Raw genomic sequence first — 16,038 nt, 5'->3', positions numbered from 1 at the left:
TTTCTCAGAGTACTTGAATCAATTTGAACGGCTAAAATAACCGTACTTTTTGCCCGCCAATATTAGCAAATAAACAGCATTTAGAGATAAGTATCGTCTTTGGGCTAGGCTTATTTTTTAGGTGGCTAGGCGTCGTAATTGGCCTTAACAAATTTGTTGCTGGTATGTCGTAAACCACTTTCCTCACTAACGCTTTTTAATAAGAGTATTTCGTTATTTTGCAAGCGAAACCTTTGTTGATCCGTATCAATTCATCTACTGCACCGCTCTCATTCACACTAGGGCAACTATAAAACAAAAGCTAAAACCAAGGTCAAAGACCAAACACCCGTGGAGCGAGTGATGATAAATATCCCACAAGTAAAATTAGGTATTGTTGCGGTTAGCCGCGATTGTTTCCCACTTTCATTGTCTGAACAGCGCCGCAAAGCAGTGGCTGCAGCGTGTACTGAAAAAGACATTCAAGTGGTTGAGCTACAAACCATTATCGAAAATGAAAACGACGTAGTGAAAGCCTTAGCTGAAGCCGAGCAAGCAGGCATTAATTCACTGGTTATTTACTTAGGCAACTTTGGCCCAGAAGGACCACTAAGCATTATGGCGCAACGATTCGCTGGCCCAACTATGTTTGTAGCTGCCGCCGAAGAAGCCACTGCGGGGCTTAAAGATGCGCGCGGCGATGCATACTGCGGGGTATTAAATGCTTCCTACAGTGCGGGTTTGCGTAACTTGGCTGTGCATATTCCAGAATACCCAGTTGGCACGCCAAGTGAAGTAGCCAACATGATTGGCGATTTTGTACCGGTTTCTCGCACAATTTTGGGTTTACAAGGGCTTAAGATTTTCTCGTTTGGCCCGCGTCCACAAGATTTTGTAGCTTGTAATGCGCCTATTAAAGCCTTGTTTGATCTTGGCGTAGAGATCATGGAAAACAGTGAGCTTGATTTACTGGATATCTATCAAGCTGCCGAAGGCCATGCCGACATTCCTAAAATTGTTGCCGAGATGGAAGCAGAACTTGGTGATAACAACCCATACCCAGATTTGTTACCAAAGCTTGCTCAGTATGAAGCTGCCTTGCTAGATTTTCATGCGGCAAATATGGGCGCGTCTACTTTTGGGGTGTTTGCCAATAAGTGCTGGCCGTCGTTTGAGAAGTTCTTTGGTTTTGTGCCATGTTACGTAAATGCGCGTTTAGCACAGCGCGGTATTCCGGTTGCTTGTGAAGTGGATATTTATGGTGCCTTGTCTGAGTACATGATCACCTGTGCCACTAACCACCCAGCCACTTTGTTAGACATTAACAACACTGTGCCACAAGACATGGTTGAGGCTAACGCAGCGGTAATGGGTAACTATACGGCGAAAGATTTATTCATGGGATTCCACTGTGGTAACACCGCGCCAAGCTGCATGAAAAACTCACAGCTACGCTTTCAAAAAATTATGCATAGCTTAATGGAGCCAGGCAAAGAGCCGGATATCACTCGCGGTACCTTGGAGGGACAAATTAAACCGGGCGAAGTCACTTTATTCCGCTTGCAGTCAACTGCCGACACCAAGCTTCGTGCTTATGTGGCTCAAGGTGATATCTTAGATATCGACCCGCAATCGTTTGGTGCAATTGCTGCCTTTGGTATTCCTGAGATGCAACGTTTTTACCGCCATGTATTGGTTGAGAAACGCTATCCACACCACGCTGGTATCGCTTTTGGTCATGTAGCTAAAACGCTGTACCAAGTGCTTAACTTATTGGGCGTGTCTGACATCGATTACAACCAGCCAGCTCAAGAGCGCTATCCAAACGAAATCCCAAGTGTGTTTTTATAAACACCTAAATAGGTAAAAATTGTAGTCTTGAAAGCCGACCTTAGTCGGCTTTCTTGTTTGAATTCTCTAACTTATATGAGCAGATATTAAACTGTAGAAAACCTCTAAATTTGCTTATAGTTAGCTTGTCCATTTGGTTCGGCGTAGGGATAAACTAATGAGCAAGCTAAGTAATCGTATAAGTTTTTTGTGGCTTTTGAGTGGTGTACTTGCAGCAATGCTTTTTATTGGTGAACTTAATGCGAAGCCTACTCAACACACCAGCCAAGATTACACCTTACAAGTAGAGGTCCTCACTCAACTGCCAGGAGTGCCTTGGGGCATGGCTTGGCTTAATGCCGATACATTGATTGTTACTTTGCGCCATGGTGAGTTAGTAAGTGTTAACCTTACTCAAGCTAAACAAGGGAAGAAAGCCTGGAAGAGTATTGTAGGTTTACCGGCAATTTGGGCGCAGGGTCAAGGTGGATTATTAGATGTTGTACGTGGACCCGATGGAAGCTTCTATTTTACCTACAGTAAGCCACTCAATGGCAGCGGCGTAACAACCCTAGCCAAAGCGCAAATAAAGCAAAATGAATTTGGCCAAGTGATGATGAGTAACTGGCAAGATGTACTCGTTACCGACTCTGCGGGTTCTACTAATCGTCATTACGGCAGTCGAATTGCGTTCGATGACTCTTATCTGTATTTCTCTGTTGGTGATAGGGGAGAGCGTGACAATGGCCAGAATACCGCTAACCATGCAGCCAGCATCATTCGAATAAATCTTGATGGTAGCCTACCAAGCAACAACCCTTTTGTAGCTAATAATAAAGTAGCCGACGCTATATATAGTTACGGTCACCGCAATCCTCAAGGCCTCGCTTATGATACAAAGCACCAGCGCCTATGGGCTATAGAGCACGGCCCGCGTGGTGGTGATGAGCTAAATTTTATTGAAGCAGGAGCTAACTATGGTTGGCCGAACACCTCTCATGGTAAGGAATACTGGGGGCCGTTAAAGGTAGGCGAATCAGAAATAAAAGAAGGCATAAATTCTCCCTTAAAAGTGTATGTTCCTTCTATTGCGCCCGGTTCATTAATGCTTTACTCCGGTGCTGCTTTTCCGGCTTGGCAAGGTGACTTACTAAGCGGTGCATTAAAGCTACAGCATATTAACCGCATCATTATGGATGAAAACGGTATGCCCGTTGGCGAAGAGCGTTTACTTGAAGACTTGAATGAACGAGTGCGCGCGCTACTTAGCGATAGCCAAGGAAACATCTATTTTAGTGGTGATAGCGGCAATATCTACAAGCTTAGCCCTGCGCTATAGCTATGCCGCTTCGGCATAGCTGTTTAACAGTACTTCAGCCACTGCTTTAGCGTGTTTTGCTGATGCCGAATCGTTAGTGGTGTGAGCGCCTACTATCGCGCCGTCGGCTAAAATAGCTAGCTGTTTGGCAGTCTCTAAAGGTTGGGTGAGTGCTAACTCACTTAACTGTTGTTCGATAAGTTTTATCACCAAATTTTTGTGTTCGGTGCAGGCAATATGTACCGGATTATCCGCTTGGTGGTATTCGGCAGAGGCATTAATAAACATGCAGCCAAAAAAGTTATCTGAGTTAATCCAACTATCAAGGGCATCAAAAAAGGCCATGATGCGGGCAAACTGTGGTTGGCACTGTTGCTGGGGAGCAAGCTGTTCAATGCTGTTTTCTAAAAGCTCTAACAGCTGCTGATCACGCCGATATAGGCAAGCAACGATAAGATCTTCTTTCGACTTAAAATGGTTATACAAGGTTTTTTTTGCCACACCTGATTCAGCCAAAATGGTATCAATACCCGTAGCTCTAAAACCGTGTTGGTAAAACAGCCCTTGGGCGGTGTCGATAAGTAAATCGCGTTTAGTACTGGCCATAATGTTTCCTGATTGCTTCGTGTTAAGTATACCGCTCTGTCTCCTGATTCGGCAAACTCTCTGGTTCACAAATTTTTCAAATTTAAATTCTCTTTTTAAAACAACTTATTAGCTGGCTATCCAAGTTTTCAGCTGCTCTTGGGGTGATATTTTTATTGACATAGACAGACCTGTCTCTTAATTTAAATGGCAAGTAGACAGACTTGTTTACTTTGCTAGGGCGAAGTCATCAGGTTTTGAGCCAAGAATGTTCAATCAACTAAGGATAAGGTTATGTTAAAGCTTTACGATTTCGAGTTATCTGGTCACGCCCATCGAGTGAGATTGATGTTGGCTTTGCTAAAACTGCAGTATCAAAAAATTCCAGTTAACTTAGCGCAAGGAGAGCACAAACAAGACGCTTTCCGCTCGATTAACCCTTTTACTCAAGTACCAGTACTTGACGATGATGGCCTGGTTATTCGAGATTCCATCGCCATTATCATTCATCTTGCCAACACCTATGCGCCGAGCTGGAACCCGAAAAACAGCGAACAACAAGCGCAAATTCAACAATGGTTAGCGCTAGCTGCGCGCAACCTCGCCGAAGGGCCAGCTCGCGCTCGTTTAATTACTGTGTTTGGCGCCAAGTTTGATCAAGAGGCAGTAATTGAAGCCAGCCACCAAATGCTGTCGATTATTGATGATTTGCTTGAAGGCAAAGCGTGGATGGTGGGAGAGCGAGCCAGTATTGCCGACGTAGCATGTTACTCCTACATCGCTCATGCACCAGAAGGCAAGGTTGAGTTAGATGCATACCCAAATATTTTGCGCTGGTTAGCGAATGTAGAAGCGCTTGATGGATTTGTTGCAATGCAAAAAACACCCTTAAAAGAAGCCGTTTAAGTTAACGCAAATAGCTCGGCGTTTAGCGATGCAAACGCCGAGCTAGCCTAAAAATTGCTTAAACAGAACGCATTCAATGAATTACCACTCAAACATAGGAAAACAGTATGACCATAGAGCAACGCCTTCCATTACCGCCGTTTAATGCCGACACAGCTGCACTAAAAGTGCGCATGGCTGAAGATGGTTGGAATTCACGCAACCCAGAAAAAGTGGCTTTAGCCTATACCAAAGATAGTCAGTGGCGAAACCGCGATAGCTTTATTAAGGGCCGCGAGCAAATTCAGCAGTTTTTAAGCGAAAAGTGGGAAAAAGAACAAGCTTACCGTTTGATTAAAGAATTATGGGCCTATAGCGGTAATCGTATTGCGGTGCGATTTGCCTACGAGTGGCAAGACAAAGCTGGCCAATGGTATCGCGCTTATGGCAACGAAAACTGGGAGTTTGATGAAAATGGCTTAATGCAAAGCCGTCATGCCAGCATAAATGACCTAGCAATAAGTGAAGAAGAGCGTCTGTTTCATTGGCCGCAAGGGCGCAGGCCAGATGATCACCCAAGTTTAAGTGACTTGGGTTTATAGCAAAGCAAGGGCGAAGTGTATTGCTCAGGCTTAATGATGTTGGTGATCGGGTGAGTTGGTGGTGTTGCAAAGGGGGCTTTGGCAGTGGTAGCTAAAGCCCAAAGCATGAGAGGGTGAGTTTATGACTGTTTTTCACAAAGGTGAGCTAAGCGTGCAGCAACGAATTGGCGTGGCCGATATCGCTAAAGCCATTGGTGATAAAGCTATTCGCAGCTACATGCCCGAGCAGCACCGTGAGTTTTTTAGCCAACAAGTTCTGTTGTATGCCGGCGTGTTAGACAATCAAGGGCACCCTTGGGCCACTCCTATTTTGGGCGAGCAGGGTTTTGTTAGCTCGCCCAATGCTACCACCTTGTCTATCGAGGCCAGAGCGCTAATCGAATACGCGCAAGTTGCTCAGTTGTCGGTGGGCGACAGCATAGGGTTGTTGGGCTTGGAGTTTACTACTCGTAGGCGTAACCGCGTAAATGGTTTGGTTGCGTACTCAAGTGAGCAAGCGCTGCGTTTTGAGGTACAGCAAAGTTTTGGCAATTGTCCCAAGTACATTCAAAAGCGAGAGTTAAAGCCAAGTGTGTTTAACCATGCTTTTGTGCCTAAGGCGGCAGACTTTCGCGAGCTGGCAGAAAATGATGTAGTGCTTGAGCAGGTATTAAGGCATTGCGACACCTTTTTTATTGCCTCTAGAGCTGCCGCGCTAAATAGTGAAGACAGCGATGGAGTCGATATCTCTCACCGCGGCGGTAAGCCGGGTTTTATTGATGTGGATAAGAGCAGTAACGGTAAAATGCCAAGCTTGGTGTTCCCCGATTTTTCGGGCAACAATTTATTCAACACCCTCGGCAATATAGTGGCCGATCCAAGAGTGGGTTTGTACATACCAGATTTTGAAACCGGATGTAGTTTTTGGATTAAAGGTAAGGCATCAATCATTTGGGATGTGGCTCAGGTAAAACCTTATCCGGGAGCACAACGTTTTGTGCAAGTCAGCATCGAGCGATGCCTAAGTTTAACCACACCTACCTTAGTACAAAATTCAGATGTAGAGTTTTCACCGGCTTTGTTTGATGTGAGCGTCTAGTTAAGCTGAAACGGGATACTCAGCGTTCAATACCGTGTTTAATTAAATGGCGATACCGCCAAAATCTGCACGGCCCAGCTTCATAAACTACACACTAATGAGTAGCCAAGCCTTTGTATTTTTTGATAAGTTTGTTGATAGAAAGAATGTTGGTGGGGATGGTGCCATGGAACACATGCTCATCTCTTGAATTATCAACACAATAAGCGACATCAGTGGTATCTTTGTGAACATCTAGTCCAATGAAAAACGTGCTAGATTTAGACGTGTCGATCTCCTGTTCTGTTAAGACTTTGCATCCAACAGTGTGGCTCTAGTTTGACTAACCCACGATAAACGTAGGAGGTCGGCACTTTCACCGGAGATCATTATGTCTATAGCACTATTTGAAAATTGAAAACAAATGAATAAATCGTGGTTTAAAGAACAGCTTGAAAAACAGGACAAGCAAAACAATTTCGAGCTATTGATTTATCAACATTTGAGTAATAAAACTAGTGATCTAGGTTTGTACTTGAGTGTCAGAGATAAGAATCGCCTAGATGTGGGAGACTTCAATCAAAATGATTTTCATTTAGCATTTGAATTGGACGGCAGTGGTTTAATCGTGCCTTACTTTGCTTTTAGGACAAGCTCTTGGGTATATGATGGGGAACGAACCGACCTCCATGATTGTCAATCTCTTATGTTTGGTTTGTGTAATTTAACTAACGGATATTCTGTTTCACTTTGGGATGTTGGAAACCCTGTCTTAGAGATAGAATCGGAGTTATATGGTCGCTACGCAACAATTGTACAACCTAATTTATCCGTAATAACCCAAGATAGCGTTGGTTTGAAAGTAATTGATAAAATAATTGGAATATATCAAGATTATTTAAGCTTCTACCTGCCTTATAGGTGTCAGTCTTCTAAACTACCATTACCTCAATATAATTCTGATGAACTTAACGAGTTGAGAGAGAAAATCTCCAACCAGATCAATGTTAGCCCCGATGAAATTTGGGTAAATCAGAGAATTAATCCTCACTGGGTTTATGCTCAAATCTATTGTAAAAAAATATCACTAATTAAGTCGCCATTGTGCATTGGCATGCTCAAGAAGTACTTATGCGAAAGTGAAGACAATTACACAGAGTTACAAGATGAAAATGTATTTTACCTTAAAAATAATGAGCTGAGGCATTGTTTCGGTGCCAGTGACTTAAATGAAATAAGCAAGCTATTAGCATCACTTTCAAATGAAAACGTCCAAAAATTTGCTATTGATAGTCATATATATATGATTTCCGGGGATTGGTTGGCGATCAAAAAAGGTGATTATGGGTTTGAACGGTTTCTAGATGAAAGAAAATTGTTCTTATCTACGATGAAGAAAAAAATAGACTATTTGTATGATGATCCTAATCTGATTTGGGATGACAAAGGGGAGCCTGAACGTTTCGAGGAGCTTTGCTTAGAGTTACTTTCAAGAGAACCTCGTGTTTCAAGGACGCGTAAAGTGTCTCCAACTAATCAGCCAGATAGAGGGAGGGACATTGTTGCAGAACTAGTGAAATATAAGCCTAAGGACGAACTAGTTTTTGAAGGTGAGCAGGTATTACAAATAAGTAAGTTTTTGGTCCAATGTAAACTCACATCAAAGACTCTGGGCATTCCAAAAGGTATGGGGGCTTTTGAGGCCTTGTACTTGGGTGATTACAATGGTTATTTCCTGATTACAAATTCAATTTTGTCTTCTGATCACACTGCTCTTCTCGAGAAGCTTCGCTCCGACCCAAAATTTGAAGCTGATTGGTGGACTAAAGTAGAAATTGAAGAGCGCTTAAAGTCGAATATGGATGTGATGTATAAGTATAGTGATTTAGTCACAATAGCATCATAGAGTAGCAAATGTTTGAGTTCTAACATACGCATCCAGCGGAAACTAAAAGCCTCGCTGCGCACGAAACGCTTTTAGTTTCCGCTGATGCGGGGCGTTACCAAAAAAGTGCATCGCCTATTTTTAGGTGATGCCTGAATCATAATTGGCTTTGCGGTAGTTGTGATTGACCGAGTACAGCTACAAGTAAAAATTAGCGCTCATCTTTGTGTTAAGGCTTAGCTTTTCCTTTTAATGATTGCTGGCGGGCTATGGGAAAGTTTAAGCAAAGCCAGTTTACAAATTTGCTTTGTTGGCCGCCAAAATCTCTTTGCATACACATTTATTGTAGAATATTTGCAGATTGAGGGTTTCTTAAGCTTGATCGCAGTGCCATAAGACCACATACTCTTTTACCATTCTGCGAATCCAGTTTATGGAAAAATTGGCATTGGTCGTTCAGGTACCTCGGTTTGATAAAAGCGCGAACTCGTTCAGTCCCACCAGTTTTCTACTTCGCTAAAGAACAGACAATCAAAATAAAGAATAGGGCTTTAAGCCCCAACATAAGTAGGAACACAACATGGCAGCTTTTGGTACGGTTTTTATGCCACAAATGGCATTAGCAAAATACGAAGATCAGCAATGGGGTGATAGTGAAATTGTCTCGTCTGACAGTATTAGCTTGCACCCTGGCGCACACGTACTTCATTACTCAAGCACTTGTTTTGAAGGGCTTAAAGCCTTTCGTCACGAAGATGGTAGCGTGCATATTTTTCGCATGGACGCCAACATTAAGCGTATGGCGCAATCTGCTGAGTTACTAAGCTTACCTGCTTTTAAACCCGAATTATTAGAGCAAATGGTTAAAGATATTGTGGCAAAATTTGCCGATGAAGTGCCAGCTGCTCCGGGATCTATGTATATTCGCCCAACCTTTATTGGCACCGAGCCTGCCATTGGTAAAGCGGCCGCGCCAACTAGCTCGGCATTGCTCTACGTATTGCTATCGCCAGTGGGTGATTACTTTGCGGTAGGTGCTAAGCCATTACGCTTATTGCTAGAAGAAAACGGCATGCGCTGTGCGCCACACATGGGTATGGTTAAATCGGGCGGTAACTACGCCAGTGCTTTAGGGCCAATTAGTCAAGCGCGCACTGAAGTAGATGCCGACCAAGTACTGTTTTGCCCGGGTGGCGACGTGCAAGAAACCGGCGCTGCCAACTTTATTTTAATTGATGGCGACGAGCTAATTACTAAAGCGCTCGACAGTAGCTTTTTACACGGAGTGACACGTAACTCTATTCTAACCTTGGCGCGTGACTTGGGCTTAAAAGTAAGTGAGCGTGAGCTTACTGTTGACGAGCTATTAGAGCGTGCAGCTAAGCCAGGTTGTGAAGCAGCTTTATCGGGTACTGCTGCGGTATTAACGCCAGTAGGTACGCTTATCCACAACGGTAACGAACACACCGTTGGTAATGGCGAAGCCGGTGAAACCACCTTGAAGTTGCGCCAAGCGCTTAACGATATTCAATGGGGCAAAGCCCAAGACCAGCATAACTGGTTAACGAGTATTTAAGCTAAACAGTTCATTGATGTTAAACAGCCCGCTTTTGCGGGCTGTTTTGTTTTAGCGTTTAGGTACTTGGCACTTAAGCGTGCTTAGGCTTGGCTAAACTGTTTAACCAAGCGCTGTAAGCTTTCTAAGCTACTTACCAGTTTTTGAGTGCGGCCCACCGAGCTGTCGGACAATACTTTGGTAGAGTCCACCGCTTCTTTCATTCGGTGTACGTGTTCGGTCATGCCTTGGGTAACCTGAACTTGCTCGGCTATTGCCTGTGATGTGCTAGTGCTTTGCTCACCTATGGCATGTAAATCGTTAACAATGGCTTGAAAAGCCTGTTTGCTTTGTTGCGATTTAGCTACGCTGGAATCCGAAGCGGCTATGCCTTGCTCCATTAAGTTTCCGGTTTTGTTTACTGTTGCTTGTAGTACTTCTATTTTGCTTCGAATGTCGTCTACCGAGCTGCTGGTTTTACCCGATAGCGCGCGCACTTCGTCGGCCACCACAGCAAAACCTCGGCCGTGTTCACCAGCTCGAGCAGCTTCAATGGCAGCATTTAGCGCCAGCAGGTTGGTTTGCTCGGCGATGCCTTGAATCATCCCCAAAATGGTTTCGATGCTTTCTACATCGTTATATAGCTGGCCAAGGGCTTGCCGAGAGTCGTCTAATTGCTGGCTTAATGAGTTAACGGTGGCAACTGCTTCATCAATGGTTTTTGCTCCTTGCATCGCAGTTATGCTGGCATCTTGAGTAAACTCGCTGCTCTGTTTAGCTTGTTGCGAGACTTCATCAATAGAGGCAAGCATTTCCTCGGCCGATACCGCCATGGCGTCGGTGGCATTGCTCTGTTCGCTTAGCTCTTCGTCTATGGCTTGGCTGTTAGCGACTTCTTGTTTGGCGGAATCTAGAATACTCTCGGAGGTTTCGTTTGCGCGGGCAGTTACGGCGCGCAGTTCTGCCTTTTTCATTAACATGGCTAGCTCGATGGGAGATAAATCGTCGCAGTGGCCGGTGTAAGGCATTTCCATCAAGGGGTTGTGGTAGTTTTGTTGGGCAATTTGCTTAAGCGCAGATAACCTAGCTTTAAACTTAATACTAAGCAGTAAACTAATCACCAAAAGTGGAATGGCGGTGGCCAGTAAAGTGGCTGAGCTAATCACATCCAAAGCTGTTAATAACAAGCAACCTAGGGTGGCTAAGATGCCAAGTTGCTGCCAGCTGCAAAGCGCCAGTCGCCTTACTTTTGCTTCGCCTTGTTGGAGTTTTTGGTAAAGCTTGCTGGCCCGAGATATTTGCTCATCGTTAGGCTGAGTACGTACTGATTGGTATTCAAATACTTCGCCATTTTTATCCATTATGGGAGTAACAAATGCCGATACCCAGTAGTGGCCAGACTCTTTGCAACGGTTTTTTACTAATCCCATCCAGCTAGAACCTGCTTGAATATGTTGCCATAGTTGGGCAAAAGCGGGTTTGGGCATGTCGGCATGGCGAATCACATTGTGTGGTTTATTTAGTAATTCGTCTTGTTGGTAACCTGCTACTTTGCAGAAGCTGTCGTTACAATAGGTAATGTGGCTGTCGGCTGTGGTGGTTGATATAAGGTTGTCGCTGTCGGCAAACCTAACGCGTTGATCCGTCATCTAAGTTATTACTCCTAAACATCCATAACTTGTTGCTAGTGCTTGATTGCCTTGCCTGAACGAATACCAATCGTACTAAGTAACTGTTCATTCTATTTGGTTAAAATACTCGATAACTGCGTTAGAATTTTTGTTTGTAGAATAACTACTTATCGAAAAACTCTGCCTTGTTCTCGAGTATTTTTACGGCGTTATTGATGGTCACTTACTTGGTGTGATTGGCATAATCACTCCGTCTCAATAACCAGACTTTTCAACACCCTAGCCACTACTTTGCTGAATACTATATTTTTATGTTTTGTTGATATTTGATCGCGGATAAATATGCGACATTAATAAGACAATTCAATGTCAGTCATAGAAAGTAGTCACTTAAGCCCTACAAATTTTGGTAAATGGCTAATTTTCTAGGGTATTTCACTAGGTGATTACTGTTTCTCTGTCTTAAGGAGTTGTAGTGTTTTAGTGGCGGTAATGGGTAGGTAGTTCGTAAATTGTCTATTTTTCTCATAGTGCTTGCTTACACTGCGCGCACCCTAAGTAAAGAGTGACAAATTATGAATCTAAAATGCTTGCTAGTGCTACCAATATTAATGTTAGTTGGCTGTAAGGCTGAGCTAGTGACCCAACTAAATGCATCAGATATTAATAACCCAGATTCCAACGGCAAGGTACTTAGTGCCAATATGTATGTCACTTTAATGGATGGGTGTTTTCATCCCGAAACGGGCGTGGAAAGCGATGGTTTGGCCGAAGCTAATGGATTGATGTTCAATTTGTTTAAGCAGAACCATGAGCTGGTGTCGTGTCAGGCGAATGATGATCTAGGTTTGGAATATACTGCCAACTACAAGGTTGATGTGGTGCTAGATACAATACAAGACAAAAAGTCTCCTGAGTCTAAAACCGGCATGGTGATTATTGCTAATAACGAACAGGGTTATATTAGTTTACAGCTAGACGACAACTTACGTAAGCGGTTAAAAGCCCGTACCGAAGAGCTAAATATGCTGGAGCTAGAAAGCGTATTTGTGCTGAATAACGATTTAGCTGAGGACTTAGAGGTTCATATCCCATCGTCATACGTACATGATGGTAAAAGCCTAAAAGCCCACCAGTTGTTTACAGGTTGGATACCCGCAGGCAAGGGTGGGGAGTTTTGGGCCAGTGATGTAGCGCTAGATGCTCTTCGTGATTCGGGTGTGCAAATATATAGCTTTGTTGCTAAGCCAAAAGAATAAGCTCTGAAACTGAGCCTGTATTGGGGAAGTGGGGCGAATAAAGCTGAGCTTTTTTAAGGCTTGTAGCCTTATCTAGAAACAGAAAAACTAACGAGGCTAAAAAAGTTAAACTTTTTTAGCCTCGTTTTTTTATTAGCTGCGATTACCTGTGTGAGATTGATTTAAACAAGGTATTCAAAATGCAAAAGTTACATGTTTCATATTCACCTATTGCTCGTGCAGTGCTTGTGGGCTTAACCCTTTCTTCGTTAGTTGCCTGTGGCCAATATAGTGCTGATGAGCAGGCCAATGTTGATCGAGTAGAATCGCAACAGCAGAATGAGTCTGTTAAGCAAACCAAGCCAGCCCAACGACCGCAGCAAGACCAATCTATAAAGGCAGTGCACCCCATCGCTAAGCATCAGCGAGAAAAGCGCGCAGTTAGCCAAATGCAAATGGCAAGAACATCTAACTTTGCGGCGGCGCAGGGGCTTGCCGACTCTTCGTATTACTACGAGCAGGGCAACAACGAAAACTACCAAAAGTTTTCCGATTTATCGGTAGTGGCCGTGGCAGAACAACCGGTTTCTACTTTTAGTGCCGATGTCGACAGCGCCAGCTACGCCAACATGCGCCGTTTTATCAATAATGGCCAACTTCCACCAAAAGATGCGGTGCGTGTAGAGGAGCTGATTAACTACTTTTCTTACGATTACGCGACTGGCAACGATGCCACACTGAGCATTGAGCAGCCTATTGCGATTGATACCTTACTTACCGCTTCTCCTTGGAACAGCAACAATCAACTAATTCGCATTGGCGTAAGCGCTTATAAAGCCGATATCAGCATTCGCCCCGCGGCTAATGTAGTGTTTTTGGTGGATGTATCCGGCTCGATGCAATCGCAAGAAAAGCTGCCTCTGTTAAAGCAATCAATGTTATTGATGCTTAATAACCTAAAAGCCAGCGACAATGTGGCGATAGTTACCTATGCCAGTGGTACAGGAGTGGCTTTACCTGCCACTAGCGTAAAAGATAAACACAAAATTGTAGCGGCCATTAACGGCTTACAAGCGGGTGGTTCAACTAATGGTTCTGCTGGCATAGAGTTGGCCTATAACCAAGCACAACAAGGCTTTATTGAAGGCGGCATTAACCATGTTTATCTAATGTCAGACGGCGATCTTAATGTAGGCATCACCGACATTGATGAGCTTAAACATCGTATTACTCAAAAGCGCAAAGCAGGCGTGCAATTCTCAACCATTGGCTTTGGTACCGGCAATTACAACGACCATTTAATGGAGCAACTGGCTGATAATGGCAATGGTGTAGCCGGTTATATTGATACCTTGCACGAGGCGCAAAAACTGCTGGTGGATCAATTAGGTAGCAGCTTGCATACGGTGGCGCATGATGTGAAGTTTCAAGTAGAGTTTAATCCTCGTATGGTGTCGGAATACCGTTTACTGGGTTACGAGAATCGCCAACTTGAGCGCGTCGATTTTAACAATGACAAAAAAGATGCTGGCGACATGGGAGCGGGGCACAGTGTAACGGCTATCTACGAGATAACCCCAGTGGGTAAACCGGGTTTAATTGACCCTTTGGTATTTCAGCAGCAGAAGCAAAATAAAATGGCTAAGCCACAGGTGAATGAAGCGCTGGCCGAAGTACGAGTACGTTACAAAAAAGCGCAATCGCAAGCTTCTGAAAAGTATGCGCAGCGGGTATTTAGCCAAGATTTGGTTGATTTTGAGCAAGCTAACAATGACGACCGCTTTGCGATTGCTGTAGCAGCTTTTGGCCAAAAACTACGTGCCAATGAGCAGTTGGATGAGCTTGCTTATCAGCAAATTATTGATTGGGCTAATGCTGCAAAAGGACAAGATAAGTTTGGTTATCGCGCAGAGTTTGTTAAATTAGCGCGATTAACCAATACCTTAGCCTTGCAATCGCCCGTTACGCCACAGCCGCAGCAATTGCCAGAGTTAGAGTATGCAGTGCAACCATTACCGGTAACCTTACCCGCAAGGATTGATGCGAACAATGAAGAGCTTAGTCAGTGATGAACAACTGATGCTTGATTATGGTCAGCGTGGTGACGTAGCCGCGTTTGACCAGCTTTATCAACGCTATCGCAAACCCTTGTTTGGTTTTATTCGGCAAAAGATGGCAGAGGCTGCCTGTAACGAAGTATTTCAAGAAGTTTGGGAATCGATAATTAGTCAAGCTAGCCAATACAAGGTACCTAGTGATGACGAGCAAAATATCGCGCACTTTCGAGGCTATCTTTATACCATTACACGCCGCCGAATTGCCGATTACTGGCGCTCGCAAGGCAAGCAAAACCATAACGACGAACAAGAACTAGATGAGTTGGAATCTCTTTCAAACCCTGAGAAAGAGCATCAGCAAGGCCTTGATAAGCAAGTGATATTACGCTGTGTGGAGTTACTGCCTAGTAAGCAACAAGATGTATTTATGCTAAAACAATCGGGCCTTGCTGTGGCCGAGATGAGCCAAGTACTTGATGCATCTTTTGATGCTATAAAAAGTCGTATACGGGTTGCTTATCAACAATTGCGAGAGTGCTGGGAGAAACATCATGGTTGATACACCTAAAGGTAATGCGCCCAGCGATCAGCAAATTGATCAAGCTTATCAGCAAGCGCTAAACCAATTTGAGCCCTCGGAACTGCTAGATAAACGTATTCAAAATCTGGCTAAGCAGCAGGCAAAACAAAATAGTAAAGCTAAATCATATTCTTGGGCGGCTGCGCCTTGGTGGGCGAGCGCTGCGTCTTTGGCTTGTGTGGGAGTGCTAGGTTGGTGGTTGGTTACCGAAATTAGTGTGCCACCCAGTGAAATAAGTTATCAAAGCAATGTGCAGTTAATTAGCCCGTCGCAACAGGCTAATGAGCTGGCGACTGATGAGCTCGACCAGCAAAAACGTCAACTAGCAGAAAAGCTATTGCGTAAGCGAGAGCTAGATACCCAAGCAATTGAGCGAGAGCGCAGAGAGTTAGCCAAACAGAAGGCCATGCAAAAACCAACTATGCAGGCTGAAACAATTCAAAGGCAAACTGAGCTTGCTGCCAAGTCTGCTGAACAGCATTACGCTCTTGAAGAGCAGCCAGCTGCATTCTCATCTTTGCCGAGTGATGAGATGTCTGATGCTGTTGCTATAGCCGTAAGCGATGCTGTTCTGCAGTGTGTGGAGCAAGCGCTAAGCGCTTACTCATTTGAGCAGTTGGAATTACAACTCGCCCAAACTTTGCCAGAAGATGCTAAGCAAGCTCTTACGCAGCCACCACGCTGGTTAAGTTGGCAACAAATACAATGGAAGTTAGTGACTGTTGAAAGTGGCTGGCTGATAGTGGGGGATGGGCTTGACGTTGATTCATCACGTATCTACCGCTTGCCAAATACCTTAGAAGAAAGCTGTAAATCGCCCTAAGCACTGGTAATTA

Annotated in this window: 13 protein-coding genes; 11 read left to right on the top strand and 2 right to left on the bottom strand. The window is 44.2% G+C overall.

What is annotated here, in order from left to right; genetic code table 11:
- Positions 1-342 precede the first annotated feature (342 nt).
- Positions 343-1,830 carry an L-fucose/L-arabinose isomerase family protein gene (locus tag LQZ07_RS17895; RefSeq protein ID WP_152781735.1) on the top strand — a complete coding sequence of 496 codons (1,488 nt, stop codon included), beginning with the start codon at positions 343-345 and terminating at the stop codon, positions 1,828-1,830.
- Positions 1,831-1,987: 157 nt separating this feature from the next.
- Positions 1,988-3,148, top strand: coding sequence for a PQQ-dependent sugar dehydrogenase (locus LQZ07_RS17890; RefSeq protein ID WP_152781733.1), 1,161 nt, complete (start codon positions 1,988-1,990; stop codon positions 3,146-3,148).
- Here LQZ07_RS17890 and LQZ07_RS17885 read toward each other — a convergent pair whose 3' ends face one another.
- Positions 3,149-3,733, bottom strand: coding sequence for a TetR/AcrR family transcriptional regulator (locus tag LQZ07_RS17885; protein WP_152781731.1), 585 nt, complete (start codon positions 3,731-3,733; stop codon positions 3,149-3,151). It lies immediately after the preceding gene.
- Between the two features lie 273 nt (positions 3,734-4,006).
- On the opposite strand from LQZ07_RS17885, the gene LQZ07_RS17880 reads away from it, so the two are divergent.
- The 5 genes from LQZ07_RS17880 to LQZ07_RS17860 all read left to right on the top strand — a co-directional run bounded on the left by LQZ07_RS17880 (position 4,007) and on the right by LQZ07_RS17860 (position 9,717).
- A complete protein-coding gene (locus LQZ07_RS17880; RefSeq protein WP_152781729.1) occupies positions 4,007-4,618 on the top strand; it encodes a glutathione S-transferase family protein in 612 nt (203 codons plus the stop codon).
- Positions 4,619-4,725: 107 nt separating this feature from the next.
- A complete protein-coding gene (locus tag LQZ07_RS17875) occupies positions 4,726-5,199 on the top strand; it encodes a nuclear transport factor 2 family protein (protein WP_016404033.1) in 474 nt (157 codons plus the stop codon).
- Positions 5,200-5,320: 121 nt separating this feature from the next.
- Positions 5,321-6,277 carry a pyridoxamine 5'-phosphate oxidase family protein gene (locus tag LQZ07_RS17870; RefSeq protein WP_152781726.1) on the top strand — a complete coding sequence of 319 codons (957 nt, stop codon included), beginning with the start codon at positions 5,321-5,323 and terminating at the stop codon, positions 6,275-6,277.
- Between the two features lie 403 nt (positions 6,278-6,680).
- On the top strand, positions 6,681-8,162 hold the full coding sequence (locus LQZ07_RS17865; RefSeq protein ID WP_152781724.1) for a hypothetical protein: 1,482 nt from the start codon (positions 6,681-6,683) through the stop codon (positions 8,160-8,162).
- 559 nt (positions 8,163-8,721) lie between these two features.
- Positions 8,722-9,717: a branched-chain amino acid aminotransferase gene (locus tag LQZ07_RS17860; protein ID WP_152781722.1), complete on the top strand. Its 996-nt coding sequence runs from the start codon at positions 8,722-8,724 to the stop codon at positions 9,715-9,717.
- Positions 9,718-9,800: 83 nt separating this feature from the next.
- On the opposite strand, the gene LQZ07_RS17855 is transcribed toward LQZ07_RS17860, so the two are convergent.
- The gene (locus tag LQZ07_RS17855; protein ID WP_152781720.1) at positions 9,801-11,345 is read right to left on the bottom strand and encodes a PAS domain-containing methyl-accepting chemotaxis protein; all 1,545 of its coding nucleotides are present in this window, start codon (positions 11,343-11,345) and stop codon (positions 9,801-9,803) included.
- A gap of 557 nt (positions 11,346-11,902) precedes the next feature.
- Here LQZ07_RS17855 and LQZ07_RS17850 point away from each other — a divergent pair.
- From LQZ07_RS17850 to LQZ07_RS17835, 4 genes are all read left to right on the top strand, one after another.
- Positions 11,903-12,586 carry a hypothetical protein gene (locus LQZ07_RS17850; RefSeq protein WP_152781718.1) on the top strand — a complete coding sequence of 228 codons (684 nt, stop codon included), beginning with the start codon at positions 11,903-11,905 and terminating at the stop codon, positions 12,584-12,586.
- 179 nt (positions 12,587-12,765) lie between these two features.
- On the top strand, positions 12,766-14,634 hold the full coding sequence (locus tag LQZ07_RS17845; protein WP_152781716.1) for a VWA domain-containing protein: 1,869 nt from the start codon (positions 12,766-12,768) through the stop codon (positions 14,632-14,634).
- The gene (locus LQZ07_RS17840; protein ID WP_194164107.1) at positions 14,615-15,181 is read left to right on the top strand and encodes a sigma-70 family RNA polymerase sigma factor; all 567 of its coding nucleotides are present in this window, start codon (positions 14,615-14,617) and stop codon (positions 15,179-15,181) included. The genes LQZ07_RS17845 and LQZ07_RS17840 overlap by 20 nt, the downstream gene beginning before the upstream one ends.
- Positions 15,174-16,025, top strand: a complete 852-nt coding sequence (locus tag LQZ07_RS17835; protein WP_152781712.1) for a hypothetical protein — start codon at positions 15,174-15,176, stop codon at positions 16,023-16,025. Before LQZ07_RS17840 ends, LQZ07_RS17835 begins: the two co-directional genes overlap by 8 nt.
- Positions 16,026-16,038: the final 13 nt, after the last annotated feature.

Source organism: Agarivorans sp. B2Z047 (assembly GCF_023373605.1).
GTDB lineage: Bacteria > Pseudomonadota > Gammaproteobacteria > Enterobacterales > Celerinatantimonadaceae > Agarivorans > Agarivorans albus.
Note: the sequence above shows the minus strand (reverse complement) of the source record. Positions and strands in the feature narration are given on the sequence as shown.